At 62.0% G+C, this 26,329-nt stretch carries 25 protein-coding genes and 1 pseudogene; 10 read left to right on the top strand and 16 right to left on the bottom strand.

The window, feature by feature from the left end:
* The first annotated feature begins 13 nt into the window (after positions 1–13).
* A pseudogene (locus NKH80_RS18245) lies at positions 14–1,278 on the top strand (cysteine desulfurase-like protein).
* A gap of 18 nt (positions 1,279–1,296) precedes the next feature.
* On the opposite strand, the gene NKH80_RS18240 reads toward NKH80_RS18245, so the two are convergent.
* From NKH80_RS18240 to NKH80_RS18220, 5 genes are read right to left on the bottom strand one after another with little or no spacing between them, the layout of a single operon-like run.
* Entirely contained in the window at positions 1,297–2,328 is a 1,032-nt protein-coding gene (locus tag NKH80_RS18240; RefSeq protein WP_352702990.1) for a histone deacetylase family protein, read from the bottom strand.
* Entirely contained in the window at positions 2,325–2,837 is a 513-nt protein-coding gene (locus NKH80_RS18235) for a GNAT family N-acetyltransferase (RefSeq protein WP_352992812.1), read from the bottom strand. The genes NKH80_RS18240 and NKH80_RS18235 overlap by 4 nt, the downstream gene beginning before the upstream one ends.
* A 9-nt stretch (positions 2,838–2,846) precedes the next feature.
* Complete coding sequence (gene kce, locus NKH80_RS18230) at positions 2,847–3,776, bottom strand: 3,5-dioxohexanoate:acetyl-CoA acetone transferase (RefSeq protein ID WP_352702985.1); 930 nt, start codon at positions 3,774–3,776, stop codon at positions 2,847–2,849.
* Between the two features lie 10 nt (positions 3,777–3,786).
* Positions 3,787–5,154: an aminotransferase family protein gene (locus tag NKH80_RS18225; RefSeq protein ID WP_352702983.1), complete on the bottom strand. Its 1,368-nt coding sequence runs from the start codon at positions 5,152–5,154 to the stop codon at positions 3,787–3,789.
* 1 nt (position 5,155) lies between these two features.
* Positions 5,156–6,796: a N,N-dimethylformamidase beta subunit family domain-containing protein gene (locus NKH80_RS18220; protein ID WP_352992810.1), complete on the bottom strand. Its 1,641-nt coding sequence runs from the start codon at positions 6,794–6,796 to the stop codon at positions 5,156–5,158.
* Positions 6,797–6,951: 155 nt separating this feature from the next.
* Between NKH80_RS18220 and NKH80_RS18215 the strand changes: the two genes are divergently transcribed.
* The 5 genes from NKH80_RS18215 (at position 6,952) to NKH80_RS18195 (ending at position 9,732) form a co-directional block, all read left to right on the top strand.
* Positions 6,952–7,200 (top strand): ParB N-terminal domain-containing protein, encoded by a 249-nt coding sequence (locus NKH80_RS18215; protein ID WP_352992808.1) that lies wholly within the window; start codon positions 6,952–6,954, stop codon positions 7,198–7,200.
* A gap of 123 nt (positions 7,201–7,323) precedes the next feature.
* Positions 7,324–7,809, top strand: coding sequence for an SRPBCC family protein (locus tag NKH80_RS18210; RefSeq protein WP_352992806.1), 486 nt, complete (start codon positions 7,324–7,326; stop codon positions 7,807–7,809).
* Between the two features lie 41 nt (positions 7,810–7,850).
* Positions 7,851–8,807: an alpha/beta fold hydrolase gene (locus tag NKH80_RS18205; protein WP_352702977.1), complete on the top strand. Its 957-nt coding sequence runs from the start codon at positions 7,851–7,853 to the stop codon at positions 8,805–8,807.
* A 195-nt stretch (positions 8,808–9,002) separates the two neighbouring features.
* Positions 9,003–9,401 carry a GFA family protein gene (locus tag NKH80_RS18200; protein WP_254817677.1) on the top strand — a complete coding sequence of 133 codons (399 nt, stop codon included), beginning with the start codon at positions 9,003–9,005 and terminating at the stop codon, positions 9,399–9,401.
* A 118-nt stretch (positions 9,402–9,519) separates the two neighbouring features.
* Positions 9,520–9,732 carry a hypothetical protein gene (locus NKH80_RS18195; protein WP_023717422.1) on the top strand — a complete coding sequence of 71 codons (213 nt, stop codon included), beginning with the start codon at positions 9,520–9,522 and terminating at the stop codon, positions 9,730–9,732.
* Positions 9,733–9,745: 13 nt separating this feature from the next.
* Here NKH80_RS18195 and NKH80_RS18190 read toward each other — a convergent pair whose 3' ends face one another.
* Positions 9,746–10,660 (bottom strand): hypothetical protein, encoded by a 915-nt coding sequence (locus NKH80_RS18190; RefSeq protein ID WP_352992804.1) that lies wholly within the window; start codon positions 10,658–10,660, stop codon positions 9,746–9,748.
* Between the two features lie 258 nt (positions 10,661–10,918).
* On the opposite strand from NKH80_RS18190, the gene NKH80_RS18185 reads away from it, so the two are divergent.
* The 3 genes from NKH80_RS18185 to NKH80_RS18175 all read left to right on the top strand — a co-directional run bounded on the left by NKH80_RS18185 (position 10,919) and on the right by NKH80_RS18175 (position 13,305).
* On the top strand, positions 10,919–11,938 hold the full coding sequence (locus tag NKH80_RS18185; RefSeq protein ID WP_352992802.1) for a GH25 family lysozyme: 1,020 nt from the start codon (positions 10,919–10,921) through the stop codon (positions 11,936–11,938).
* A 116-nt stretch (positions 11,939–12,054) separates the two neighbouring features.
* Positions 12,055–12,519, top strand: coding sequence for a DUF488 domain-containing protein (locus NKH80_RS18180; RefSeq protein WP_352992800.1), 465 nt, complete (start codon positions 12,055–12,057; stop codon positions 12,517–12,519).
* Complete coding sequence (locus tag NKH80_RS18175) at positions 12,520–13,305, top strand: DUF8758 domain-containing protein (RefSeq protein ID WP_352992798.1); 786 nt, start codon at positions 12,520–12,522, stop codon at positions 13,303–13,305.
* A gap of 238 nt (positions 13,306–13,543) precedes the next feature.
* Here NKH80_RS18175 and NKH80_RS18170 read toward each other — a convergent pair whose 3' ends face one another.
* The 7 genes from NKH80_RS18170 to NKH80_RS18140 all read right to left on the bottom strand — a co-directional run bounded on the left by NKH80_RS18170 (position 13,544) and on the right by NKH80_RS18140 (position 21,844).
* The gene (locus tag NKH80_RS18170; RefSeq protein WP_352992796.1) at positions 13,544–14,134 is read right to left on the bottom strand and encodes an ImmA/IrrE family metallo-endopeptidase; all 591 of its coding nucleotides are present in this window, start codon (positions 14,132–14,134) and stop codon (positions 13,544–13,546) included.
* A gap of 25 nt (positions 14,135–14,159) precedes the next feature.
* Positions 14,160–14,423, bottom strand: a complete 264-nt coding sequence (locus tag NKH80_RS18165; protein WP_352992794.1) for a helix-turn-helix domain-containing protein — start codon at positions 14,421–14,423, stop codon at positions 14,160–14,162.
* 26 nt (positions 14,424–14,449) lie between these two features.
* Positions 14,450–18,214 carry a vitamin B12-dependent ribonucleotide reductase gene (locus tag NKH80_RS18160; protein ID WP_352992792.1) on the bottom strand — a complete coding sequence of 1,255 codons (3,765 nt, stop codon included), beginning with the start codon at positions 18,212–18,214 and terminating at the stop codon, positions 14,450–14,452.
* Positions 18,215–18,861: 647 nt separating this feature from the next.
* Positions 18,862–19,350: an NUDIX hydrolase gene (locus NKH80_RS18155; RefSeq protein WP_352649196.1), complete on the bottom strand. Its 489-nt coding sequence runs from the start codon at positions 19,348–19,350 to the stop codon at positions 18,862–18,864.
* A gap of 220 nt (positions 19,351–19,570) precedes the next feature.
* Positions 19,571–20,071 (bottom strand): xanthine phosphoribosyltransferase, encoded by a 501-nt coding sequence (gene gpt / locus NKH80_RS18150; protein WP_352992790.1) that lies wholly within the window; start codon positions 20,069–20,071, stop codon positions 19,571–19,573.
* Positions 20,072–20,182: 111 nt separating this feature from the next.
* Complete coding sequence (locus tag NKH80_RS18145; protein WP_352477397.1) at positions 20,183–21,016, bottom strand: universal stress protein; 834 nt, start codon at positions 21,014–21,016, stop codon at positions 20,183–20,185.
* Positions 21,017–21,094: 78 nt separating this feature from the next.
* Positions 21,095–21,844 (bottom strand): competence/damage-inducible protein A, encoded by a 750-nt coding sequence (locus tag NKH80_RS18140; RefSeq protein ID WP_352992788.1) that lies wholly within the window; start codon positions 21,842–21,844, stop codon positions 21,095–21,097.
* 148 nt (positions 21,845–21,992) lie between these two features.
* Between NKH80_RS18140 and NKH80_RS18135 the strand changes: the two genes are divergently transcribed.
* Positions 21,993–22,979 carry an alpha/beta fold hydrolase gene (locus NKH80_RS18135; protein ID WP_352738090.1) on the top strand — a complete coding sequence of 329 codons (987 nt, stop codon included), beginning with the start codon at positions 21,993–21,995 and terminating at the stop codon, positions 22,977–22,979.
* A gap of 89 nt (positions 22,980–23,068) precedes the next feature.
* On the opposite strand, the gene NKH80_RS18130 is transcribed toward NKH80_RS18135, so the two are convergent.
* The 3 genes from NKH80_RS18130 to NKH80_RS18120 form a co-directional block, all read right to left on the bottom strand.
* Positions 23,069–23,962, bottom strand: coding sequence for a carbohydrate ABC transporter permease (locus NKH80_RS18130; protein ID WP_352477400.1), 894 nt, complete (start codon positions 23,960–23,962; stop codon positions 23,069–23,071).
* A 1-nt stretch (position 23,963) separates the two neighbouring features.
* Positions 23,964–24,914, bottom strand: a complete 951-nt coding sequence (locus tag NKH80_RS18125; protein WP_254817687.1) for a carbohydrate ABC transporter permease — start codon at positions 24,912–24,914, stop codon at positions 23,964–23,966.
* Positions 24,915–25,000: 86 nt separating this feature from the next.
* Positions 25,001–26,326, bottom strand: a complete 1,326-nt coding sequence (locus NKH80_RS18120) for an ABC transporter substrate-binding protein (protein WP_254817688.1) — start codon at positions 26,324–26,326, stop codon at positions 25,001–25,003.
* Positions 26,327–26,329 lie beyond the last annotated feature (3 nt).

Genomic DNA, 26,329 nt, shown 5'->3' with positions numbered 1-26,329 from the left:
GAGGGGAACAGCCATGGGCTTCCGGATCGACGCGGTGCGCGCGAAATTTCCGGCTTTGTCGCTGACCGACAAGGGCCGCCAGCGCATCTATCTCGACAATCCTGCCGGCACGCAGGTCCCGCAGTCGGTGGCGGACGCGGTGTCACGCTGCCTGCTGACCACCAATGCCAACCTCGGCGGCTTCTTCGAGACCACCATTGCGGCACAGGACATTGTCGACGAGGCCCATCTGGCGATGGCGGATTTTCTCGGCGCTGCGAGCCCGCAGGAAATTATCATCGGTGCCAACATGACGACATTGACCTACCACATGTCGCGAACGCTCGGCCGCACGATGAAGCCCGGGGACGAGATCATCCTCACCCGCATGGACCATGAGGGCAACGTCTCACCCTGGCTGCAACTGGCTGAAGACCTTGGCCTTGTCGTGCGCTGGTGCCTTTCGACCAGCAGAGCTGGCAGATCGAGGAGGCGGCGCTCGCCGCGTTGCTTTCCGAGAGGACGCGGCTCGTCGCGCTCAACTACGCCAGCAATCTCACCGGGTCGATCAACCGGGTGAAGGCGTTGACCGGCATCGCTAGGCGGGCTGGTGCGTTGGTCTACATCGATGCCGTCCAGTTCGCGCCGCATGGTCTGATCGACGTCCAAAACCTCGGCTGCGATTTCCTGATCTGCTCGGCGTACAAGTTCTTCGGCCCGCATATGGGAATTTTGTGGGGCAGGCTGGACGTTATCGATGCGCTTAAGCCGTATAAATGCCGTTGCTCGTCCAATGCCTTGCCGGAGCGCTTCGAGCTCGGCACGCCGCAAATTGAATTGATGGCCGGCCTGTCGGCGGCTGTCGATTATTTTGCCGAGTTGGGAGCGGCAGCTGGCGCGCAAGGATCGCGTCGGCGGAAAATCGCCAAGGCCTTCGAAGTCTCAATCGCTTACGAGAACCCGCTAACGCAACAGTTGATCGACGGTCTGTCGGATATTGCCGGCCTGACCATCCACGGCATCACCGATCCGAAGCGGATCAATGAGCGTGTGCCGACGGTGTCGTTCACTGTCGAAGGCATAGCGCCGGAGACGATCGTGCGGCAGATGAATGCGGAAAACATCTTCCTGTGGTCCGGCCACAACTACGCCTGGGAGATCGTCCACCAGCTCGGCATTCCGGCCGAGCAGGGCGTGGTGCGCATCGGCATCGCCCATTACAACACTGCAGGCGAGATCGACGAGACGCTGGAGAGCGTGCACCGCGTTGTCGCCATGCTGAGGCAGGAGCGATCCTGAGCGGGCCACGCCGACGGATCACCGCTTGTGGGCGCCGCCAAAACCGGTGAGGAAGGCGGTGAGATTGTCGCCGAGCTCGTCGCAGAGATAACCGCCTTCCTGGATGATGACCGTTGGCAGGCCGAGCCGGGCGATCGCCTCTGCAATGCGCGAAAAACCAGGCGTGCTCACCGACAGCCCGCCGAACGGATCACCTTCGAAGGCGTCTAGCCCCAGCGCGACCACAAGCGCATCGGGCGAGAAGGCGTTGATGCGCTGGAACGCTGCCGCCAGTGCTTCGAGGAAAGCCGCATCGCCGGATTTGCGCGGCAGCGGCAGGTTGAGATTGTAGCCGAGGCCGGCGCCTTCGCCGCGCTCGTCGGCATAGCCCCAGAAAAACGGATAGAAACGCACTGGGTCGGCGTGCAGCGAGACTGTGAGCACGTCCGGCCGGGCATAGAAGATGCCTTGCGTCCCGTTGCCGTGATGCAGGTCGACATCGAGGATCGCCACCCGCGCTGCCTGCTTGCGTAGAGCCTGTGCGGCGACCGCCGAATTGTTGATGAAGCAGAAGCCGCCGGCGACGTCGGCAAAGGCGTGATGGCCGGGCGGCCGGCATAGCGCGTAGGCGGCCGGCGCTCCCAACATCACCGCCTCGGCGGTTTCAACCGCGCTCCAGGCGCTCCAAAGCGCGCTCTGCCACGTCTCGCCGGAGATCGGGCAGGCTGTGTCGGCCATGTGGTAGCCGGCTTGGCCGACCGCCGAGGCCGGATAGGAGCCGTTCCGCGCGATCGGGTGGATGTTGGGGATGACCTCGGCCGAGGCGCCCTCGATGCGCTGCCAGCGCGCGAAGATATGGTGAAGGAAATCGAGATATTCCGGCGTATGTACCGCGGCAATCGGGCCGAGTCCGTGATCCCGCGGCCGTTCGATCGTGCAGCCGGCAGCCCTTGCGCCGGCCAACAATCGCTCGACCCGTTCCGGCTTTTCCGGATTGGGCTGCGGCGCGCCGCTGGAGAGGAATGCCTTCGGGTCGTGGCGCTTCTGTTCTTCGGCATAGAAGGCTTTCATATTAGCTCCTCCGGTGCATCGGCGAAGGCGAAAAAGGCGTCGCCGACGATCTTCTGCACCTGCTCGTAGCTGGACCAGGCAATGCCCAACCGTTCGTAAAAAGCCTTGGCGGTCTCGTTGTCGGTATCGACGGACAGCTTGAGATAGACGCCGCCGTCCTTCCGGCATTGCGCCGCGACCTGGCGCAGCAGGCGCTCGCCGATCCTGCGGCCGCGAAAACGGTCCTCGACATAGAGGTCCTGCACATAGACGCCGGGCCGGCCCATCCATGTCGAGAAGATTGGAAAATGCAGGCAAAGCCCGGCAAACTCGCCGCCGACCTCGGCGATCAGGGTCGAGAAGGCAGGCTTCTCGCCAAAGCCATAGGTGCGGAGATCCCGAGCTGTCGAGGTGATCTCCTGATGTGCGCCGACATGCGCGCCGAGCCGTAGGAGCGCGGCGTGGATGGTTTCGACGTCCTCCACCCGGCCGGGCCGGATGACAATGTCTCTTGACGGTGGGTTGGTCACGGCCGCATCTCAGAACGCCACGCGGTCGCCGCCCTTGAGCGCCAGCATCTGCCGCGCCTCGGCCGGCGTCGCGACGTCCAGCGACAATCCGTCGAGCACGCTGCGGATGCGGCGCACCTGGTCGGCATTGGACTTGGCGAGCTGGCGCCCGTCGTAGAGGCTGTCCTCCAGCCCGACGCGGACATTGCCGCCCATCGCCGCCGCAATCGAGATCATCGGCATCTGGTGGCGTCCTGCGGCCAGCACCGAAAATTGGTAGCTGTCGCCGAACAGTTTGTCGGCGATGCGCTTCATGTGGATCAGGTTTTCTGGATCGGCGCCGATGCCGCCAAGGATGCCCAAAACAAACTGGATGAACAAAGGTCCAGACACCAGCCGACGATCGCGAAAATGCGCCAGCGAATAGAGATGGCCGACATCGTAGCACTCGAATTCGAAGCGCGTGCCGCAACCGCGCCCGAGCTTCTCGAGCACCGTCTCCATGTCGGCAAAGGTGTTTTTGAAGATCGTGTCGCGGGTGGCCTCGAGCAGTTTCGGCTCCCATTCGTGCTGCCATTCCCGCGGCCGCTCGAGCATCGGGAACAGCGCAAAGTTCATCGAACCCATATTGAGCGAACACATTTCCGGCTCGGCCCTGAGCGGCGCGGCCAGCCGCTGGTCGAGCGTCATCAGCGACGATCCGCCGGTGGTGATGTTGATCACCGCATCGGTCGCCTGCTTGATGCGCGGCAGGAACTGCATGAACACCTCGGGGTCGGCGGTCGGCCGCCCATCCTTAGGGTCGCGGGCATGAAGATGCAGGATCGAAGCGCCGGCCTCGGCGGCGGCGATTGCGTCTGCGGCGATCTGGTCCGGCGTCACTGGCAGATGCGGCGACATCGACGGGGTGTGCACCGACCCGGTGACGGCGCAGGTGATGATGACTTTGCGCGGTGCCATGGTTCGTTCCTCAGCCTTCGACCGGCAGGTCGAGCTCGCCGGCCAGCACCTCGAGCGCGTCACCGATGATGGATATGATCTCGCCGATCTGCGCGGCGGTGACGATCATCGGCGGCGCGACCATGAAATTGTCGCCGTCGACACCGCCCTTGACCTTGCGTCCGTAGATGATCAGGCCGCGCTCATAGGCGAGGTCGAGCAGGCGCTGAGTGGCCTTTTTCGCCGGCTCGATCGGCCTCAGCGTGTCCGGATCGGCGACCATTTCGGCACCGGTGAGCAGGCCCTTGCCGCGGACGTCGGCGATGAACGGAAACCGCTTCGCCAATCCCTTCAGCTCGGCCATCAATAGCTCGCCCATGACAGCCGCGTTCGCGATCAGGCCGAGACGGTCCATCTCGCCGAGCACGGCGAGCCCGGCGGCGCAGGCGAGCGGATTGCCGGCATAGGTATGGCCGTGCTGGAAGCCGCCCGACGCGAGCAATGGCTGCACCAGCCGCATCGGTGCCGCCAGCGCACCGAGCGGGGCATAGCCCGAGCCCAGCCCCTTCGACAGCGCGACGATATCTGGCTTGCAGTTCCAGTGGTCGCCGCCAAGGAATTTTCCGGTGCGGCCGGCACCGCTCATCACTTCGTCATGGATGAGCAGGATGCCGTAGCGATCGCAGATCTCGCGGATGCGCGGATAATAGCTGTCGGGCGCCACCAATGCAGCTGTGGCAGCGCCGCCGACCGGCTCCATAATGAAGGCGAGCACGCTCTGCGGTCCCTCGGCGAGGATCTTTTCCTCCAGCATGTCGGCGTAGCGGGTGCCGCGCTGTTCCATCGAAAGATTGTCGCGGTCGCGCCAGGCGGCAGGCGCCGGCACCGTCGGCATGACCTGCATCATCGGCGCAAAAGTTTCGGCCAGCGCATCGTCGCCGGTGACGGCGAGCGCGCCGAGCGTGCCGCCATGATAGGACGGAAAGCGCGTGATCACCTTCCAGCGGCTGGGCTGGCCGATGGCGACTGCCCATTGCCGCGCCAGCTTGACGCAGGATTCCGTCGCCTCCGAGCCACCGGAGACGAAAAAGATGCGGTCCAGGCCCTCGGGGAGTTTGGCCGCCAGTTGCCGCGCGAGCTCCTCTGCCGGTTCGTTCTCGAAATGCAGGCGGTAGGCGAAGGTGGCGCGGTCCATCTGCCGTTTCATCGCATCAAGCACGTTGCGATTGGAGTGGCCGATATTGGCGACCATCGGGCCGCTCGATCCGTCGATGAAGCGGCGGCCATCCTGCGTCCACATGTAGATGCCTTCGGCGCGGTCGATCAGCGGCCGGCGCAGGCTGGACAGGTAGAACAGATGCGAGGCTTCGCGGGCTTCCGGGGCAGGGGACTTCAGCATGTCATGACTTTCCGAGATAGCGGTCGAGGACATTTCTGGTAACACGCTCGACCATCGCATCCTGCCTTAGCAGGCCGGCAACCCATTCGCAGCTTCCGGCGTGAAACACCTCGCCTTTGCCGCGCCGGAAATTGACGATCATGCCGTTCCCGCGTTTGACCTTGTCCAGATTGGCGTCACTTGCCTCGCCGAACAGCGTTTCGGCGGTGAAGCGGCCGTCCTCGTCGCCGAGGAACTGGTCCTCGAACGGGATGTCGGCGCTTTCCTCGACCTGGGCAGCCATGCCGACCGCGAGCACCTGCAGGCCGTTCGGTGCGCCGCTGTCGGGCGTCGGGTAGGGCAGGCCGCCGCGGATCTCGAAATCGAGCCCGTCGACCTCATAGCCATAGACATGGCTGTCGGCGCCGAGCAGGTCGCCATAGTAGATGCCGGTACCGGCGAAGGCCCAATGCTCCGGCCGGTAGACCGGAAAGCCACGCACCCCGCGCGGCGCGCAGCCGCCCCAGCCGGCATAGACGCCTCTTGTCGCGTTGAGGCCGAAGGTCGCCGCACCCGGCCGGCCGATTTCCGGCGCTTCCCAGGAATTGGTGGCGCGCTTCATATCGCCGCCGCGATAGGCCGGGTCCTCGGCGCGGGCGCGGTATTTGTAGCAGACCTGCCGGCGGCCTTCGTCCTCCAGCCTGGTCTGCCACATGAAGTTGCCGGCAAAGCGCGCCGCATGACCGCCGCGCTCGACATAGGTGTCGACCGCATCGCGCATTTCCCAGGTCCAATATTCGTCGTGGCCGACGAAGACGACGCAGTCATAGCCGTCGAGAATGTCGGGCGAAAAATGCAGATCGTGCTGGCTGGCGAGATCGACGGCGTAGCCGGAACGCTCGGCGAAGCGGAAGAAATGGCTGTCGTAGCTTGCCCAGCCGGCTGAGGCGTATTTCTTCGAATGGCCGGTGGCAAAGGCCCATTCCATGTGCGGACAGCGCGGCACGGTTTTCGGCGGCACCGCGACTTCGAGCGGCACGCGCGGCGCATCCTTGGGCAGCACGACGAAGCCGCGGCACCAAGGCCGCTGCGTCGACACCATTCGTGCATACTGGTCGCGGGCCGGCCCGGTGATGCCTTCGTAATGGTTGGAACCGCCCCATGTGTTGTAGGCGAGCCAGGTGCCGGTGGCCGCGACCTGCAGCACGCGGCCGGGTTTCTTGCCGGGCTGCGGCGAGACGATGAAAAGGTGATGACAGCGGATCGGCTTGCCGTCGCGACCGTCCGCTTCAAGCGTGACGCGATAGGCGCCGGATGGCCAGTCGTCGCCGATGCGAAACTCGAACGACGCCTGCCAGCCGCAGCCTTCGACCGAACATTGATCCGGCGTATCTTGCCAGCGCGCCGCAATCCCGGTCCTTTCGAACATTGTCGTTTCCGCGCCGCCGTCGCGGATGATCGCGATGCCGAAACCGGCGGCCGTCGAACTGACATGCAGCGCCACCATCTCGCCGGGGCGATAGGAAAAACGGTCGCTGTAGCACCAGATTTCGCCGCGCCCGCCATCCATACCGGGCCATTCCCAGTAATGGCTGCGCACCGCCTGGCGTCGCTGCTCCGGCGTCAGTCCGAAATCGGGAAACTCGGTCGGCAGATGGTTCATGGACACCGCTAAGGTCGAAGGCCGCCATTTCGGCCATCCGCCGGCCAAGCGTCAATTGGAAACGATCGGGCCAGCCATTGCCGGGCTGCTCCCTTGGCCTTGCCGGCCAAACAGACTATCTCACAAAGGGCGGCCTTGTCCGCACGGGAGCCGATATGCTGAGAGTGCAAAAAGTCAGGGTCGACGACATCTACGTGCCGACCGCGCGCAAGAAGACGCTGCATCCTGAAACCGTCCGCCATCTGGCCGAGGACATTCTGGAAAACGGCATGAAGATACCGATCCAGGTGCGCCATGACGGCAAGCGCCACGTCCTGGTCGAAGGCCTGCATCGGCTGGAAGCGGCCAAGTGGCTCGGCGAGACCGAGATCGACGCTTATCTGGTGCAAGCCAAGCGCCACTGAAGCCACTCAGTTCCTTCGTTCGAATCTCCGGTCCCGCGGATTTTTTCTCGCGGACCGTGTCGGCTTGCGTCTTGTCGGTTCGTCCTAGACACGAAAGCCAAAACCGACATGTGAGGGAACACCATGACCACCAAGCTGGACATCGCCCCCAACTCCGACCGCGAGCTCGTTCTCGCCCGCATCATCGATGCGCCGCGCGAGAACGTCTATCGCTGCTGGACCGAGCCGAAGCTGTTGACGCAATGGTTCTCGCCGAAGCCGTGGACGACGCCGCGCGCCGAAATGCATGTGCGGACCGGTGGCTCCACCCTTGTCGTCATGGCCGATCCCGACGGCAAGGAGTTCCCGAATCCAGGCATCTTCCTCGAAGTCGTACCGGGCAAAAAGCTCGTCTTCACCGATGCCTATACCAAGGCGTGGGAGCCGTCCGAAAAGCCGTTCATGACGGTCGTGCTGACCTTCGACGACGAGGGCGAGGGCAAGACCCGCTACATCGCCCGGGTTGCGCATTGGTCGGTCGCCGACCGCGAACAGCACGAGAAAATGGGTTTTCACGACGGCTGGGGCCAGTGCGCCGAACAGCTCGAGGAGGTCGCCAAGCTACTTTGATGCACAAGCGACTTTGATGCAAACGAGAGAGGGAGACTGATATGTCCAGATCGATATTTATTGCCATTTTCGCCTCGGCCGCCGCGCTCTTTGCCGCGCCGGGCGCCATCAACGCAGAGGAGGCCAAGCCCGCCATGACGACCGCAACCGCAACACTGCCGAAGCCGCAAAAGTCCGGCCTGCTGCCGATCAACGGCCTGAACTATTATTACGCCGTCTATGGCAAGGGCGAGCCACTGCTTCTGCTGCATGGCGGTCTCGGCACAACCGACATGTTCGCGCCGATCCTGCCGAAGCTTACCGAAAACCGCACCGTCATCGGGGTCGACCTGCAGGGCCATGGCCGCACCGCACTCGGCGACCGGCCGCTCAGCCTGGAGGCGATGGGCGACGACATGGCGGCGATCGTCAAGGCGCTCGGCTACGACAAGGTCGACGTCATGGGTTATTCGCTGGGTGGGGGCGTCGCCTTCCGCATGGCCGTGCAGCATCCCGACGTGGTGCGCCGGCTCGTCCTGGTCTCGACCGGCTACGCCGCGGACGGCTTCTATGCCGAGATGCGTGGCCAGCAGGCACAAGTCGGCGCAGCGATGGCCGACATGATGAAGGACACGCCGATGTACAAATCCTACGTCGCGGTCGCGCCGCATCCGAAGGATTTTCCGAAACTGCTCGACCAGCTCGGCGCCTATATGCGCAAGGACTACGATTATTCTGCCGACGTGCCGAAGCTGAAAATGCCGGTCATGCTGGTGTTCGGCGACAGCGACATGTACCGGCCCGAGCACGAGATCAAGTTTTACCAGATGCTTGGCGGCGGGTTGAAGGACGCCGGCTGGATGCGCGAGAACCTGTCGCAAAACCGCCTGGCGATCCTGCCGAACCGCACCCACTATGACGTGTTCTTCGCGCCGGAACTGACAGCTGCCACGCTGCCGTTCCTCAATGGCGAGACCAAGGTCAAGACTTGGGATGAGGTCGTCAACGAAACGAACTGACGCTCAGTCAATTGTCTGCCGGCCGTCTCCCGCGAGATGGCCGGCATTTCGTTGATGAGGCCTTGGCGCGGCGCATCCAGCCGATCGCCCATCGGCCGGATCACAGCTTTAGATAACGCCATCAAAGCTTTTCAATTGACGGTGCCACGCCTATCGATAGGTATCGCCTATCCTCGCAGGGAAGGGACATGGGCGATGGCAAGATATCAGGGCGGGTGTTTGTGCGGTGCGGTGCGCTACCATGCCGAGGCGACACCGATCAATGAGCGCGTCTGCCATTGCCGGCTCTGCCAGAAGGCACTGGGTGCCGCCTTCAACGCGCGCGTGCTGTTCCGCATCGACGATGTGACGGTCGACGGACCGGTGGCGACGGTGAATTCCTCGCCCGATCTCAAGCGTGGCTTTTGCCCGCGTTGCGGCACGACGATGTTTTCCCGGCGCGATTCCGCCGGCATCATCGGCATCACGACCGGCTCGCTCGATGATCCTTCGGTGTTCAGGCCTGAGATGCACATCTGGACCGCCTCGAAGCAGCCCTGGGTCCAGATCGACGACGGCCTGCCGCAATATGAAGGCGCGCCACCTCCGGCTTGAGGTGAAGTCTGGATAAAATTTAATCCAAAGCGACACGAGATAGCCGGCAAAGCGTCATTGGCGGGCCATCATTGCTGCCTATCTATTGCGTGCGGGCGGCAGTCGAGGAGGCGACGGAATGAACGACAGCATCAACACCCTGGACGAGCTCTTGAGTGATCCGATGATCAAGCTGGTGATGGAGCGCGACCGCGTGCAGCCGGCAGAACTTCGCACGCTGCTCGAGGAAAAGGTCCGCCGGGCGGACGATGATGTGGCGGTCAACGATCGTTTTGTACCGCCGGCCCACCTTATGGCCACGACCTGCCACAAGCTGTGGCTTTGCGGCTAGGGTCTTGAAGCGGTCAGCCGGAATTTGCCGGCAAATAGCTGTAATGGCTGCGGAAATAAGCGAGCCTGAAGCCGAGGCGCGCATAGTTGCGATACGCCGGCCCGTCGCGTTCGCACTGCGGCGCCTCGATGTCGGCCACGAACAGTTTTGCACCGGCCGCAAGTCCGTCGCGCACCATCGCTTCGCCGAGCATTGCATCGAGGTCGAAGCTCGGCGCCATGATGCCGGGCACCGGCGCGTCGATGCCGCTCCAGGCCATGCCGTCGACACCGATGACCATCGAGCGCACCGCCGCCACCGCGCCGTCCCGCCGCAGCATATAATGATGCCAGCCGCGTCGGCCGGCCAGCGCTAGCAACCATGGTGAGGTCGGCAACCGATATTGGCTGTCGATGAACCCAGCCCATTCCCTTGCCGTTGCCGACGTCACCCGCTCGACCGAGACATCCTTCGACGGGAAAAGCGGCTCCGTTGGCAATGGCGTGGCGTCGCGAAAGATGCGTTCCCAACCGCCCTGACGCTGCAGGCCGCGTGCCTCGAGCCAGCAGCTGAGCGTCGCGGGCTCGGTATGCGGATTGGTGTAGAACCAGGGCCGCAGAATACCGGCCTCGCGATAATGCGCCAGAAGCGCGTCGAGCCGGCTCTCGGTGGCAGCGCTATCGACACCGAGATTCTTGACGCAGTTGAAATGGATGAACGGGATCGTCGTGCAGGTGGTCCAGACGAGATCGCCATCTTCGGCGATCGCCAGGCCTTGCCTTGCGGCAAAGTCTGCCGGGGCGGCGCGATAGAGATCGAGCCAGGCATTGACCTCGGCGCGTTCGATAACGCGGCTGAGATCGCCAGATATCTCGTCGATGCCGATGGCGGGCGAGCGTCGCTCGGGCGGGGCTACGGGCTGCAATTCTGACAGGGCGGCGGGCTGCATGACTTCCTCCCAAGTATTGCCTTACACCGTAAGATTAGTGGAGACTAATCTCATGCAGTGAGTTGTCAAGCGGGATTGCGAGGCAGCCACGTGGTCGAACGTTGGGGATAGCGCACCCCGTCCGGGCGAACGTCCCGATGCAAACCCCCTAACAATTCGATTCAAACTTTGTTGGTAGTTTCTTGTTAGGAATCCAGCTTGGTTTGTCCGGCGGCGTTGTCCTGCCTTCGGTCTGTTGTGTTTTGCGTACAGGTCCAGATGCGTATATCAGGCGTCGTCATCTTTTCGATCGCAGCGCTGTGCCTTGCCGGCTGTACGTCGACCTCCGGCGTCGATGCGCTGCAAGTGCCGTCCAGCGAGACCACCAGCTCGGTTGTGCGGCCACCCGCGCCAGTGGCATCCGTGGCGAAAACTGATGCTGCGCCCGCTTTTGCCGAACAGGAGCAGGACGAACAGCCGGTCGCGATGGGCGTACCCGATCAGGACGTCGAACCGCCGGCCGAGGTCATCGCGCTGATGTCGCCGCCGAAGCGGCTGACACGCGCAGCACCGGCGATGCTTGCCGAGCCGGTCACGCGCTATGGTTTTCGCGACGCCAAGCCGATCAATTTCGGTAAGTCCTCCTCGCCGAGGCGCCTTGCCGTCCATGGCGTCGACGTTTCGCGCTGGCAGGGCAATGTGAACTGGCAAAAGCTGCGCGCCCAGGGCGCCAACTTCGCCTACATCAAGGCGACCGACGGCGGCGATCATATCGACCCGATGTTTACCAGGAACTGGCGCAATGCCGACGCCGCCGGCTTGAAGCGCGGCGCCTATCACTTCTTCTACTGGTGCCGCACCGCCGGCGAGCAGGCCGACTGGTTCATCCGCAACGTGCCGAGGGTCGAGGGCGCGCTGCCGCCGGTGATCGACGTCGAGTGGAACGGCGAATCCAGCTGCAAGCGCCGCCCTTCGCGGCAAAAGGTGCTGGAGAAGATGCAGGTGTTCATGGACAAGCTCGAGCGCCACTACGGCCAGCGGCCGATCATCTACACCGCCCCCGACTTCTACCGCGACAATCTGCGCGGCGCCTTCCCCGATTATCCATTCTGGCTGCGCGCCGTAGCCGCCCACCCGTCAAAGGTCTATCCCGATCGCAAATGGCTGTTCTGGCAATATTCCGGCTCCGGCCTGTCGCACGGGGTAAGGGGCCGCATCGACCTCAACGTGTTCCATGGCGATGAGAAGGCTTGGCGAGACTGGGTGGGTGGAAGGCAGATGGTGGCTGAGGCGGAGTGAGGGCGGAGGCCGAGGCTAAATGTGTATGCAGGTCGAACGATCTAAGGGTTGATAACGCGTAGTGCTTCGGACAAGCTCGATCGGTTACGAGCTGCGGCAGGCAGAAGAGATATTCAATGGCGCTACTGACTATAGGTTACGAAGGGTCTGAGATTGGCGATTTTGTATCCGTGCTGAGATCAGCAGGAGTGGAATTGCTGGTCGACGTCAGAGATCTGCCTCTGTCACGAAAACCTGGCTTTTCCAAAAATTCGCTTAAGAACCATCTTGAAAATTCCGGCATCAATTATCGTCATACAAAGGCTCTCGGCGATCCCAAAGAGGGCAGGCTTGCCGCGCGAAGGGGCGACCGGCAGCGATTTGAGCGAATTTTCAGGAGCCATATCGCAAATGAGACTGCTGAAAAATTAATTCGTGATCTAGCACTGCAGTCCGAAACAAAGAACATATGCCTGATGTGCTTTGAAAGGGATCATAAGGATTGTCATCGCTCTATTGTTTGTGAGCAGATATTGAAGATCCGAAAGAATCCAGTTAGAAACCTAGGTGTTACGAAAGGCTTTTCTCTAAAGGCTGCGTGATTGACATCTCTTCCTCGGCGCGACTCTGCGGTGGTTTTGGTAAAGGCTGCACCTCGCGTTGGAGAGAGTCATGGGGAACTGGTTTGTTGTGCGGGGCTGGATTCTGAGGGCAACTGGATTCGTCTTTATCCTGTAGCCTTCCGGACTCTTGAGGACGCACAGAAGTTTGGTAGATGGGACACAATTGAATATAGTTGGCGCCTCCCTAAAGGTGATCATCGAAGCGAGAGCCGCAGGCTGGAGCATAAATCGTTAGCGATCACGGGCAGATTGTCAGAAAAGTCACGCCCACAATTTATTGCTCGCCATGTTGTTTCCAGCCTTAATGCTGAACTGGAGCAAGGTCGAAGTTTGGCGCTCATTCGGCCACAAAACGCAGAGTTTGTAGCTGAAAGAAAGGACCGCCATACCTTTGAGGCTGAGAAAGCACGGTTTCGTTTGTGGCACGATCAAGAGGCGAACAGCTTGTTTGGGTTTTTGGGTAAAGATTTAGTCCCATATGAGCCAGCTCCATTCCTATTCAAGTACAAATATCAAACGGCAGACGGGCCGCGTGAAGGGACCTGTCAGGATTGGGAAATCGAGGCTACTTTCCTCAAGTGGCGGCGGCTGTATGGTGAGGCAGAAACGCTACGAAAAATGGCGGAGCGATTCGGCGCTGAGTATCCGGAAAAAGGCTTTGTTTTGGCTATGGGAACCCACAAGGCGTATCCGCAGTGGCTTATCAACGGGGTGATCCGTCTCAACCATGGGGTTGAGAAAGAGATCCAAGAATCGCTATTTTGACGGGACCGTTTCCGGTGCGGCGTTGGAGCAGACGCTTGGAAGGCGCAACACCTCTACATTTTCCGTCAGGCTGATACTTCGGGCATATCCAGTCCATCGGCCCCGTAAGCCTTCGATATGAAAGCGTATTGCGTCGCGAATTTCCGTTTGCACGGTGGCGCCAGTGGCGGTCCAGCCGGTGTCCGGAGGCAGGCAGATCATGCCAACGGGGAGTAGCATAATACCGATGACGTTGGCCTTATTGCCTTGTCCTTGGCGGTTGCCGAATCTTCAGCATCTCAATTCGCTTTGAAATAAGGGCGGCTGCTGAAGCGATATTCATAGGAGCTCCAGTCACACGGGAAAGCTTTTGTATATCGCGCCGATGCTCGAACGCGATAAACGGTGGTACCAAAAAATTCCGTGCGAATATATCAGCTTGGTCCTCGATGCTGGAAAGAGAATTCATGTTCTCGAATTGAGGAGAATACCCTAAGAGATCTCTCTGCTTCGCGCCTTCGATGTGCGCATGCAAAAGCAGATGCCCCAATTCATGAGCAAGTATCCTGCGACATTCCTGATCCCCATCACAAGCACCGTCGTAGATTGTCTCCCTAACAAAGATTCGCGGCGGATCATTGGTAGCGTGAGCAGTTCTGTCCAGCTCAACATCTCGCCGAATCATCAACTTAAAGTCGGGGAAAATCTCTTTTAATCTAAATTCAAGGATTTCTATTATATCGACATAGAGCTGCTCTGAAATGCCGAATGTGCGTCTGAAAGTGCGAGCACGTTCGGCGATTTCAAGCTCATTCAGCTTTTCGGAATTGAAGCGATCCAGGGACTTCATGGCATCCTCCTGGCCGCATTGTCTTTCAGGCCTTGGGTCGCGGGCGATCTTCGACAGCTAGTTGCGGCTTCGGTCCGAGCATAGCGATTAGATACTCATGAGGCACCCCAAAAAGCGTCGCGAGTTGGTCTAGAATGTAGTCGGTCGGCCGAATTTCCCCGTTTTCCACACTCGTGATGTATGCGCTTCCAGCGCCAATCAACTTGCCGAGCTGGTTTTGTGACCATCTCTTTTCACGGCGTATACGTTCAATGAATGCGCCGAATTTTTCCGGACTGCCCGTGTTCATGAAAGTCTCCTAGGATTCTTCGTCCCTCAGCTGCACCCGCTCGTAGCCCCACACGTATCGCACTTCTCGCAAGTCCCGTTCCGCACCATCGTGAAGTTATGGCATTCCGAGCATTCGTTGCCGGTGTAGCCCTGCATCAGCGATTGCTGGCGTCGGTTGGCGGCGAGCGCTTTGGCTTCGGCGGCTTCTTTGGCGGCCTCGTCGGTGAACAGCTCCGTCGGGTCGGACGCTTCCGCGTAGACGATGTCCTCGACCAGTTCCCTGGCGCGCTCCTCGTAGTCGCGCTTGTAGGCGATGGCTTCGTCGCTGGCCGGCTTCAACGTCAGCACGTTGGAGCCGGAGAAGGCGGTCGGGGCGGTACGGGCCGGAGTTCCGGAGCCCGCGCCGGCAAAGCCCTTGGGCTCCGCACCCATGCCCGACACCAGCTTGACCGGCGAGGCACCGCGGGTGAGACCCTTGGAGAAGGGCGTCGCCTTGCCTTCGTTGATGCCGCGTCCGAGTGCAGTCTTGTCGAAATCCGACTGGTCGACATGGGCGAGATCGTGGCGGCCGAGATAGGAGACAGCCAGTTCGCGGAACACGTAGTCGAGGATCGACGTGGCGTTCTTGATGGCGTCGTTGCCCTGCACCATGCCGGCCGGCTCGAATTTGGTGAAGGTGAAGGCCTCGACAAATTCCTCGAGCGGCACGCCATATTGCAGGCCGAGCGAAATGGCGATGGCGAAGTTGTTCATCATCGCCCGGAAGGCGGCACCTTCCTTGTGCATGTCGATGAAGATCTCGCCGAGGCGCCCGTCATCGAATTCGCCGGTCCTGAGATAGACCTTGTGGCCGCCGACGACCGCCTTTTGGGTATAGCCCTTGCGGCGGTTCGGCAGTTTCTCGCGGTCGCGGTAGAGACGTTCGACGACGCGCTCGACGATCTTCTCGGTCACCTGTACGGCGCGCTGTGCGGCCGGTGCCGCGATCAGCTGCTCGATGGCTTCGTCCTCGTCGTCTTCGACGTCGGCAAGCAACGAGGCGTTGAGCGGCTGCGAGAGCTTCGAGCCGTCGCGATAGAGCGCGTTGGCTTTCAGCGCCAGCTTCCACGACAGCATGTAGGCGCCTTTGGCGTCCTCCACCGTCGCATCGTTCGGCATGTTGATGGTCTTGGAAATGGCGCCGGAGATGAAGGGCTGCGCCGCCGCCATCATCATGATGTGGCTGTTGATCGACAGCGAACGCTTGCCGATCTTGCCGCACGGGCTGGCGCAGTCGAACACCGGCAGGTGCTCGGCCTTCAGGAACGGTGCGCCTTCCAGCGTCATCGCTCCGCAGACATGGATGTTGGCGGCCTCGATGTCCTTCTTCGAGAAACCCAGCGCCGGCAGCATCTCGAACGAGAAATCGTTGAGCTGCTCATCGGTGAAGCCAAACGTCTCCTTCACCCAGTCGGCGCCCAGCGTCCACTGGTTGAAGACGAACTTGATGTCGAAGGCCGACTTCAGCGCGGCATTGAGTGCGGCGATTTTTTCGTCGGTAAAGCCTTTTGCCTTGAGCGAGCCAGGATTGATGCCCGGCGCCTGGTTGAGATTGCCGTGGCCGACGGCATAGGCCTCGATCTCGGCGATCTGGGCCTCGGAATAGCCGAGAGTGCGCAGCGCTTCGGGCACGGCGCGGTTGATGATCTTGAAATAGCCGCCGCCGGCGAGCTTCTTGAATTTCACCAGCGCGAAGTCGGGCTCGATGCCGGTGGTGTCGCAATCCATCACCAGGCCGATCGTGCCGGTCGGTGCGATCACCGTTGCCTGCGCGTTGCGGTAGCCATGCTCCTCGCCAAGCTCGATGGCGCGGTCCCAGGCGGCCTTGGCATGGTCGGCAAGCTCCTGCTGCTTGAGATCCGAGGCGACCAGCGGCACCGGGTTGACGGCAAGCTTCTCGTAGCCGTCCCTTTCGCCATAGGCCGCGCGGCGGTGGTTGCGCATGACACGCAGCATGTTCTGCGCATTGCGGTCGTAGTCGGGGAAGGCGCCGAGCTCGGCGGCCATTTCAGCCGAAGTGGCATAGGCGGTGCCGGTCATGATCGCGGTGAGGGCGGCGCAAATGGCGCGGCCCTCGTCGGAATCGTAAGGAATGCCCGAGGTCATCAGCAGGCCGCCGATGTTGGCGTAGCCGAGGCCGAGCGTGCGGTACTCGTAGGAAAGCTTGGCGATCTCCTTCGACGGGAACTGCGCCATCATGACGGAGATTTCCAGAACCATGGTCCACAGCCGCACCGTGTGCTCGTAGGCAGCGATGTCGATGGTGCCGTCGGCGTTGCGATAGGGCAGTAGGTTGATTGAGGCCAGATTGCAGGCGGTGTCGTCGAGGAACATGTATTCCGAGCACGGGTTGGACGCCCGGATCGCACCGGCCGAGGCGCAGGTGTGCCAGTCGTTCATCGTCGTGTTGAAATGCAGGCCCGGATCGGCCGACGCCCAGGCGGCATAGCCGATCTTTTCCCAGAGATCGCGTGCCTTCAGCGTCTTCAGCACCTTGCCGTCCTTGCGGGCGGTGAGATGCCAGTCACCGTCCTGCTCGACGGCGCGCAGGAAATCGTCCGTCAGCGACACCGAATTGTTGGAGTTCTGGCCGGAAACGGTGAGATAGGCGTCCGAATCCCAGTCGGTGTCGTAGGTCTTGAACGACATCGAGGTGTAGCCCTGCTTGGCGAACTGGATGACGCGGTAGATGTAGTTCTCCGGCACCGCGTCCTTCTTGGCCGCCTTGATCTCGCGCTTCAGCGCGGTGTTGACCGCCGGGTCGAAGCAATCGTCGCCATTGCCCTCGCAGTTGATGCAGGCCTTCATGATCGCTTCGAGGTGCTTCTTGACAATCTTCGAGCCGGTGACCAGCGAGGCGACCTTCTGCTCCTCGTTGACCTTCCAGTCGATGAATTCCTCGATATCGGGATGGTCGGCGTCGACGATGACCATTTTCGCCGCGCGGCGCGTCGTGCCGCCCGATTTGATGGCGCCCGCCGCGCGGTCGCCGATCTTGAGGAAGCTCATCAGCCCCGACGAGCGGCCGCCGCCCGACAGCTTTTCGCCTTCGCCGCGCAGGAACGAGAAGTTCGAGCCGGTGCCGGAGCCATATTTGAACAGGCGCGCCTCACGGACCCACAAATCCATGATGCCGCCCTCGTTGACGAGGTCGTCCTGCACGCCCTGGATGAAACAGGCATGCGGCTGCGGATGCTCGTAGGAAGACTTCGACTTGGTCAGCTTGCCGGTGAACGGGTCGACATAGAAATGGCCCTGGCTCGGACCGTCGATGCCATAGGCCCAGTGCAGGCCGGTGTTGAACCATTGCGGCGAATTCGGCGCGACGCGCTGGGTGGCCAGCATATAGGCGAGCTCGTCGCGAAAGGCGCGCGCGTCTTCCTCCGACTTGAAGTAGCCGCCCTTCCAGCCCCAATAGGTCCAGGTGCCGGCAAGCCGGTCGAAGACCTGGCGGGCGTCGGTCTCGGAACCGTAGCGCTCGGCTTCCGGCAGCTTGGCCAGTTCAGCCTCGTCGGCGACGGAGCGCCACAGGAAGGAGGGAACTTGCGTCTCTTCGACCTTCTTCAGCCGTGCGGGCACGCCGGCTTTGCGGAAATATTTCTGCGCCAGGATATCGGCGGCAACCTGGGAGAACTGCGCCGGCACGTCGATGTTGTCCAAGCGGAACACCACCGACCCGTCCGGATTCTTGATCTCGGAAAGCGCCTTGCGGAATTCGATCTCCGCATAGGCAGATTGTCCTGGCTTGGTGAAACGACGCTCGATGCGCATTGGTCCGGTCCCTTTTGTCTACATATAGCGCTTTTCCCAGAGGATTTCTGCCCTCTTGACGAAACGCGCATGCCCGCCGTCTGCCGGCGTTCGAAAACCCCGGCTCTCATCTTCACAGTCTCCGCCGCCCTGCCGGTCGAACCTCTTGCGAGGCCGCTGTCCAACATGCTCACGGACCCTGTGGGTCCCTCAAAAACTGAAAACTTTTTGTAACGCCCTCGGTCGAGGGAAATTCACATTATCTAGCGTCGAACCTATCTGCAAACACTAAATATAGTGTTAACAGACAATTTATTCAAGCCCGACAATCCTCCCCTTTCGCCCCCCAAGGCTTCAAAATCCCACGCCTCCGCCGGCCTCGTAAACAGGCGGGAATGCGGATCAAAACGCACATATTCCGGGAAAAAGACCGGCCTCGAAACTTTTCCGGTCGCACTCTCAACAGGAGCGCATGGCCTATAAAAGGCGACTCGTTTTGCGCCGTCAAGGATTCGTTTGCGTAGCTTTTATGACCCCAACATCTTGTGTGTCACATATGTGGATAACGGGGATAGAAGCGGAGCGCAGCGAGGAAGGTTCGGCGCCGCGCGGAGGTGCTTCGGCGATGGCGTTCGCGGCACCTGACCGCGGCTATGCGCCGCTCGGGCTCAGGAGAACCGGCGTGGATCGGCGCAGAAATGGGCGATGATCTGGCGAAGGTCCGGTTCATGCACCATGCCCACAGCCTCGGCGGCGGTGACCCACTTGCGGGTGCGTGCCCGCTTTTCCTTCCACCGGTCGGCGACCTTGTCGACCTGCAGCGGGAACACCAGAACCTCGCACGGCACTTCCTCGCCGGAATCCAGCACCTTGGCGTAGAAATAGCGGCCGGCCTCGTGATGCGAGATCGTGCCGCGCAGCCCGGCCTCCTCGCCGGCTTCGCGCGCCGCCGCTTCGCAAAGCGGCTCCTTCGCTTCCGGCCAGCCCTTGGGAAGCACCCAGCGGCCGGTATCGCGGCTGGTGATCAGCATGATTTCGACGCCGTCCCCGCTATCGCGCCAGGGCAACGCTGCAACCTGCAGGCGGGACGGCACCGCGCCGAAGAGTCGCTGAACCCTTTCGGCCAGATGGTTGTGCGTCGTTGGCCTCGTCAACATCGGAGAAGCTTGCCCCAGCTTCCAGAATCATTTGCCGTCTCATGAATCTTACGGCTAATTATAAGCAATAAAAGTAAAAAATGTTTCATGGACCAGCGAAATTCTGCCGATTTGCGCCGGTCCCGCCCAGATGGCGCGGCCGCGCGAGCATCACGTGGGCATTTGTCGGTCGCGGATGGTGCCTTGGGCGACCGGCTACAATGAGCGGCGGTGCCGCGAATCAGCCGGCGTGATCGTCGGCGATCGGCTTCTGGTAGGTGAAGCCCATGTCCCAGGGGAAATAGATCCAGGTGTCCTGGCTGACCTCGGTAACGAAAGTGTCGACCATCGGCCTGCCTTTTGGCTTGGCATAGACGGTGGCGAAATGCGCCTTGGGCATCATCGCGCGCACGATGCCGGCCGTCTTGCCGGTGTCGGTGAGGTCGTCGATAATCAGCACGCCAGCCCCGTCATCCACGAGCAGCGCCGGCGTGACCTCCTTCAGCACCTGCAACTGCCCCTGGCTGGCGTAGTCGTGGTAGGAGGCAACACAGACCGTCTCGATGATGCGGATGCCAAGCTCGCGCGAAATAATGGCGGCCGGAACCAGTCCGCCGCGCGTGATGCAGACGATCGCCTTCCATTGCCCCTTGTTGGCGCCGGCAAGCCGCCAGGCGAGCGCGCGCGCATCGCGGTGGAACTGGTCCCAGGAGACCGGGAAGGCTTTTTCGGGCAGGGACATCTTCGCGCACTCCGCAAAGCGCGCATCGCGCGCAGACACTATGGAATGCGCGCGGAATTAACTGGAAAGGCTTGGCCTTGGCAAGGGGAGTGGAAAGCTATCCCGGTGAAGCTACCGCGACAGGAAAGCCGCCACCGGTGCGGTGCGCAGCACCGTCCGCGTCACCCCGCCGAACAGCAGCTGGCGCAGCCAGGAATGGCTGTAGGCGCCGAGCACGAGCAGGTCCGCACCCGTTTCGGCGACCCTGGTCTGGATGATGTCGTCGACCGAGGCGCCGCCGGACCTCAGCACCGAGACGCTGACGGTCGCGCCGTGCCTGGACAGCGAGGCGGCGATTTCCGCGCCGGCCGTTTCCGGCGCCTCGTCGAGCGTATCCGGCGGGTCGATGACGACGATGTCCGTCTTCTCGGCCTCGATGATGAAGGGCAGGGCATCGAAGGCCGCGCGCGCGGCTTCCTTGCTGCCGTTCCAGGCGAGCAGCACATGCTTGAAGCTGGTCACCAGCGGACCCGAATGCGGCACCACCAGCACCGGCCGGCCGGCGTCGTAGACCAGCGTGTCGACGTCGGCGCTCGGGTCGCTGCCCGATTCGCGCTGGGCGGCGATGATCAGGTCCGCGGTGCGAACGGTCGAGATGCCGGTCAGCGCGCTGTCGCCGGAAAAACTCTCGAGGCTGCGCCATTCGAACGACAGGCCGGAATTCTCGACGCGATTGTGAAAGGCGGCCTGCAACTTCTCGGCGCGCTCCCGGTTCATGTCGGCCGAAACCTGCAGGAACTCGGTGTCCGGAAAGCCGGTGGCCGAGGTGTAGGGCACGGGCAGCGCCTCGGCATGGATGCCGATCAGATGGCTCTGGAACCGGCTGGCCAGCGGGATCGCGCAGTCGAGCACGCGCTCGGCGTCCTGTTCGTTCTGCAGTATGGCGACGATGGTCTTGAATCGCATGGCCGTCCCTCACTCCTTACGGCGATCCCATCGTGACAAACGTCACTGCGCGATGCTTGGTTCCGTCACGCCGGCCGATCAGCCCGCCTTGTTTGCCTTGATCAAACTCGCCACCATAGCCTCTATGTCGGCGCGTGCGGAGTCCAGCGCCTGCTGGCTGCGGGCGCGCACCACCAGTTCCGTCCAGAATTTGCCGTCGCCATATTTCGGATAGGAGCCGATGATCGTGTCCGGATGCGCCTTCTGGATGCCGCCCAGCGGCCCGCCGATCAGGCCTTCGCCGAACGGGCATTCCACGGTGGCCGACAGCATTTTGGTGCCGGCCCGCAACGTCGGCACGACATTGTCGAGCATCGCCTGGAAAATCGCCGGCACGCCGGCCATGACATGGACGTTGCCGATGCGAAAGCCCGGCGCAACCGACACTGGGTTGTCGATGTGGTCTGCCCCGCGCGGCATCCGCGCCATGCGCTTGCGCGCTTCCGTGTATTCGATGCTCCGGGCAGCATAGCTTGCCTCCAGCAGGGCGTAGGCCCGGGCGTCGTATTCGCATGGCACGCCAAAGGCCTTGGCAACCGAATCGGCGGTGATGTCGTCATGCGTCGGGCCGATGCCGCCGGTGGTGAAGACATAGGTGTAGCGGGTGCGCAGCGCATTCACCGCAGCGACGATCTCGTCTTCCTCGTCCGGAACGATGCGCACTTCCTTCAGGTCGATGCCGATCGCCGTCATGATATCGGCAAGGTGGCCGATGTTCTTGTCCTTGGTGCGGCCGGACAGAATCTCGTCGCCGATGACGAGCATGGCGGCGGTGACGATTTCGGTCATGGCAGGCTCCGGCAAACGGGTCGCCTGAGATAGCGCGGCGGGCGGCCGGCGGCAATGCCGCCAAACGACGGATCCACCTGTGCCACCTCCCTTGCAGTGGAGCCTTCGGCGGGTGATGCTGCGTGCGGGTTGGAGCCTTGAGCAAGACATGCCGGTACCGATTCTTCTATGGCTGCCCGGCGCGCTGGTTCTGCTGGCGCTCGTCGTGGCAGCCTATCCTCTGCTGGCGACACGGCGGATCGCGGCGAAAGCCGAAAGGCTGGTGCCGGCCAGCGGGAAATTCATCGAGATCGACGGCAACCGCATTCATTATGTCGAGACGGGCGAGGGGCGGCCGATCGTCTTCCTGCACGGCCTCGGCGCGCAGCTTCATCATTTCCGCCACACGCTGTTCGGAATTTTCGGCCCGAACTATCGGCTGATCGCGTTCGACCGTCCGGGTTCCGGTTATTCGGTGCGGGCCAGGGGCGCCAGCGGGCGGCTGCCCGAGCAGGCCGAGATCGTGCGGCGCTTTATCGAGGCGCTTGGGCTGGAGAAGCCTCTGGTCGTCGGCCATTCGCTGGGCGGAGCCATCGCACTGACGCTGGCTGTCGAGCATCCCGAGGCGATTTCCGGTGTCGCCTTGCTGGCGCCGCTGACCCATATGGAACCGGACGCGCGCGAGAAGTTCGGCCCGCTATACATCAACTCGCCGCTGCGGCGCCGGATCATGGCTCATACGGTGGCGATCCCCGCGGCTCTCAAATATGCAGAACGCACGCTGGCCTTCATCTTCGCGCCACAGACGGCGCCGGCCGACTATATGGTCGAGGGCGGCGGCTGGTGCGGGCTGAGGCCAAGCCATTTCTACGCAACATCGACCGATGTCGTGGCCATCGCGCATGACCTTGGCCGCATCGAGAAACGCTATGGTGAGATCACCATGCCGGCCGGCATTCTGTTTGGTGCTTCCGACCGCGTGCTGGGCATCGATATCCACGGCTGGCCGGTGATGGAAAAGATCAGCGGGCTCGATTTCGAACCTGTCGAGGGGCTTGGCCACATGCCGCAATTCGTCGAGCCGGAACGGGTCGTCGCTTTCATCGAGCGCATTGCCGACCGCGCATTTGCGCCGAAGTCCGACACCAGCGGCTGACACCCTCCCGGACGCGGTCTCGGCCGGCAGGGTGCCGCCCCGCGCATCCCGGCCGCCGGGAATACCTCCGAACCTAATCAGGATATCGGCTATTCCTTCACGGCTCCGGTCATCGAGGAAACATAGTGCTCGACAAAGAACGAATAGAGCACCACCACCGGCAGCGAGCCGATCAGCGCTCCCGCCATCAGCGCCCCCCATTCATAGACGTCCGAGCGCACCAGCTCGGTGAGCACGCCGACCGGCACAGTCTTGTTTTCGGACGACTGGATGAAGGTCAAGGCATAGATGAACTCGTTCCATGACAGCGTGAATGCGAAAATGCCGGCGGAAATCAGGCCCGGCACCGACAGCGGCAGCACGATCTTGGTGAGGATCTGCCAGCGGCTCGCCCCGTCGATCAGCGCGCATTCTTCCAGCTCGAACGGGATCGAGCGGAAGTAACCCATCAACAGCCATGTGCAGAACGGGATCAGGAAGGTCGGATAGGTGAGGATGAGAGCGAAGGGCGTGTCGTAAAGCCCAAGGTTGAACACCATCACCGACAGCGGAATGAACAGGATCGAAGGCGGCACGAGATAGGCGAGGAACACCGCGAGGCCGACCTGCCGCGCCCCGGAGAACCTCAAGCGTTCGATCGCATAGGCAGCGAACACCGCAGCCAGCAGCGACAGGAACGTGGCGGCGGTCGAGATGATGATCGTGTTGAGCAGCCAGCCCGGATAGGACGTCTCGAAGAGCAGGTAGCGGATATGCTCGAGCGTCGGATGCACCACCCAGAACGGGTTGAAATTGGCGTAATCGGTCATCTCGAGATTGGGCTTAACCGCCGTGATCGTCATCCAGTAGAACGGAAACAACAGCACGATGACGAATATCAGCAACGGCAGATAGACCGTCACCACGCGGCGCGGCACGCTCTGCAGGTAGCCCATGCCGCCTTCGTCGAGTTTCGGGCGTTTACTCGTTTCGATCGCGGTCATGTCAATCTCCGCCGCCCTGCTGCCATTTGCGCCGTTGCAGGCCAAAGTAGCTGAACAGGATCGCCGCCAGCAGGAACGGGATCATGGCGACTGCGATCGCGGCGCCTTCGCCAAGCTGGCCTCCGGAAATGCCGCGCTGGAACGACAGCGTCGCCATCAGGTGGGTGGCATTCACCGGCCCGCCGCGCGTCAGCACATAGATCAGCTGGAAATCGGTAAAGGTGAACAGTACCGAAAACGTCATGGTGATGGCGATGATCGGTGTCAGCAGCGGCAGCGTCACGTAGCGGAACAATTGCCAGCGGCTGGCGCCGTCGAGCGTGGCGGCCTCGTAGAGCGACTGCGGAATCGTCTGCAGGCCGGCAAGCAGCGTGATCGCCACGAAAGGAATGCCGCGCCACACATTGGCGGCGATGACCGAAGCCCGCGCATTCTCAGGATCGCCGAGGAAATTGATGCGATGGTCGATCAGGCCCATTTCCATAAGCGCCCAGGACAGGATCGAGAACTGCGAATCGTAGATCCACCAGAAGGCGATGGCCGACAGCACAGTCGGCACCACCCAGGGGAGCAGGACGATCGCGCGGAAGAACGATTTGAACGGCAGGTTCTGGTTGAGGATAAGCGCCAGCCAGAGGCCGAGCACGAACTTCAGGATCGAGGCGCTGATCGTATAAAGCAAGGTGTTGAAAACGGAGAGCCAGAAGACGGCGTCGTCCCACAGATATTCGTAATTCTCGATGCCGATGAAGATGCCGGGGCGGCCGATGCGGGCATCGGTGAAGCCGAGCCAGACGCCGAGCCCGAGCGGATAGGTCAGGAAGACCAGCAGCAATGCCGCCGCCGGCAGCATGAAGCCGAAGCCAAGCGCGTTTCGGCTATCGGCCAAGGTCGCCAGGATGCGAGACAAGATCGAGGGACGCGGCTGAACGGCGGCGGAGGTCACGGCCATGGGTCGGCTCCTCTAAGGTTTCGTAAACGGCCGGGCGGCCATGCGCGATTCGAAGCCGGGCAGCATGGCTGCCCGGCCGAGCCGGCTCAAACGCGATAGTAGCGGTTGGCGCGCTTTTCGGCCTCCTCCATCGCCTCTTGCGGCGTCGCCTGGCCGGTCACCGCCTTGGCGAACATGTCGACCAGCACATAGTCGGCCATGGTCGCCGCCGAGGCATAACCGAGCGGGCCGGCATAGCCGTTGGGCCGCAGCGTCGCCGAGGCCTTGGCGTAAGCGGCATTGTTCGGATCGGCCGTCCAAACCGGGTTGTTGTCAAAGGCTTTGAGCGTCTGGCAGCAATAGCCTGCCGACGACGTGATCCACTGCGACATTTGCGGATCCTCGAACATGAACTGCAGGTAGGCCTTGGCCGCGTTGGGGTAGGGCGTGTAGTCGAAGATCACGGCCGTGGTCACCTGGAACAGCTCGACGGATTTCCCGACCGGGCCGATCGGCAGGTTGGTGGTGCGGATGTCCTTGGCTATTTCAGCCAGCTTCGGATCCTTGTCCTTGTTGATCTTGGCCGTGTTGTAGGCGGAAATGCCGTTGGCGATGACGCTCAATTCGCCGGCCAGGAAGGCGCGGTTGTTGTTGACGTCGAGCCAGCTTTCAGTGCCGGGAATGAAGGTCTTGTAGAGTTGCTGCGCGTATTCGATCGCCTTCAGCGTCTCCGGGCTGTTGATCGTCACCTTGCTGTTCTCGTCGACCATCTGGCCGCCATGGCTCCACAGCAGCCAGTGGGCGTAGTTGTTGCCGTCGCCGACGCCGTGGCCGTGCGTGAAGCCGGCCGGGTGCCCCTTCGCCTGCAATGCCTTGCAAAGCTCGAGCAGGCCTGCCGTGTCCTTTGGAAATTCTGAGAAGCCGGCCTCCTTCACCCAGCTTTCGCGATAGACGATGGCATTGCCGATGGTCGCTAGCGGCAGGCCGAGGAACTTGCCTTGCCGTGTCGCATATTGGTGCGGTCCGTCGTGCCAGCCGCCATATTTCGAGCCGAGATATTCGCCTAGTTCCGTCACATCGTGCAGCTTGTCGGGATATTGGTGCGGGTCGTCGAACCAGACGAACATCAGGTCCGGGCCGGAGCCGACATTGGCGGCGACCGCCGCCTTGGGGCGAATGTCCTCCCAGCTTTCCTTGTCGACGCGGACCTCGACGCCGGTCGCTTCGGTGAAGCGCTTGGTGTTGGCCAGCCATTGATCCTCGTCGCCCTGCACGAAAGGCGACCAGCGCAGCAGCCTGAGCTTGGCGCCGTCCTCGGGCTTGTATTTCAACCCCTCCTGAGCAAAGGCGGGAGAGCCGATGAACCGGCTTCCCAAGGCTCCCGCCGCCGCGCCGGCGGTGGTGCGGATCACGTCACGTCTGGTGAATTTCATGTT

Origin of the sequence: Mesorhizobium sp. M0904 (assembly GCF_040319475.1) — a bacterium.
Taxonomy (GTDB): Bacteria; Pseudomonadota; Alphaproteobacteria; order Rhizobiales; family Rhizobiaceae; genus Mesorhizobium.
Note: the sequence above shows the minus strand (reverse complement) of the source record. Positions and strands in the feature narration are given on the sequence as shown.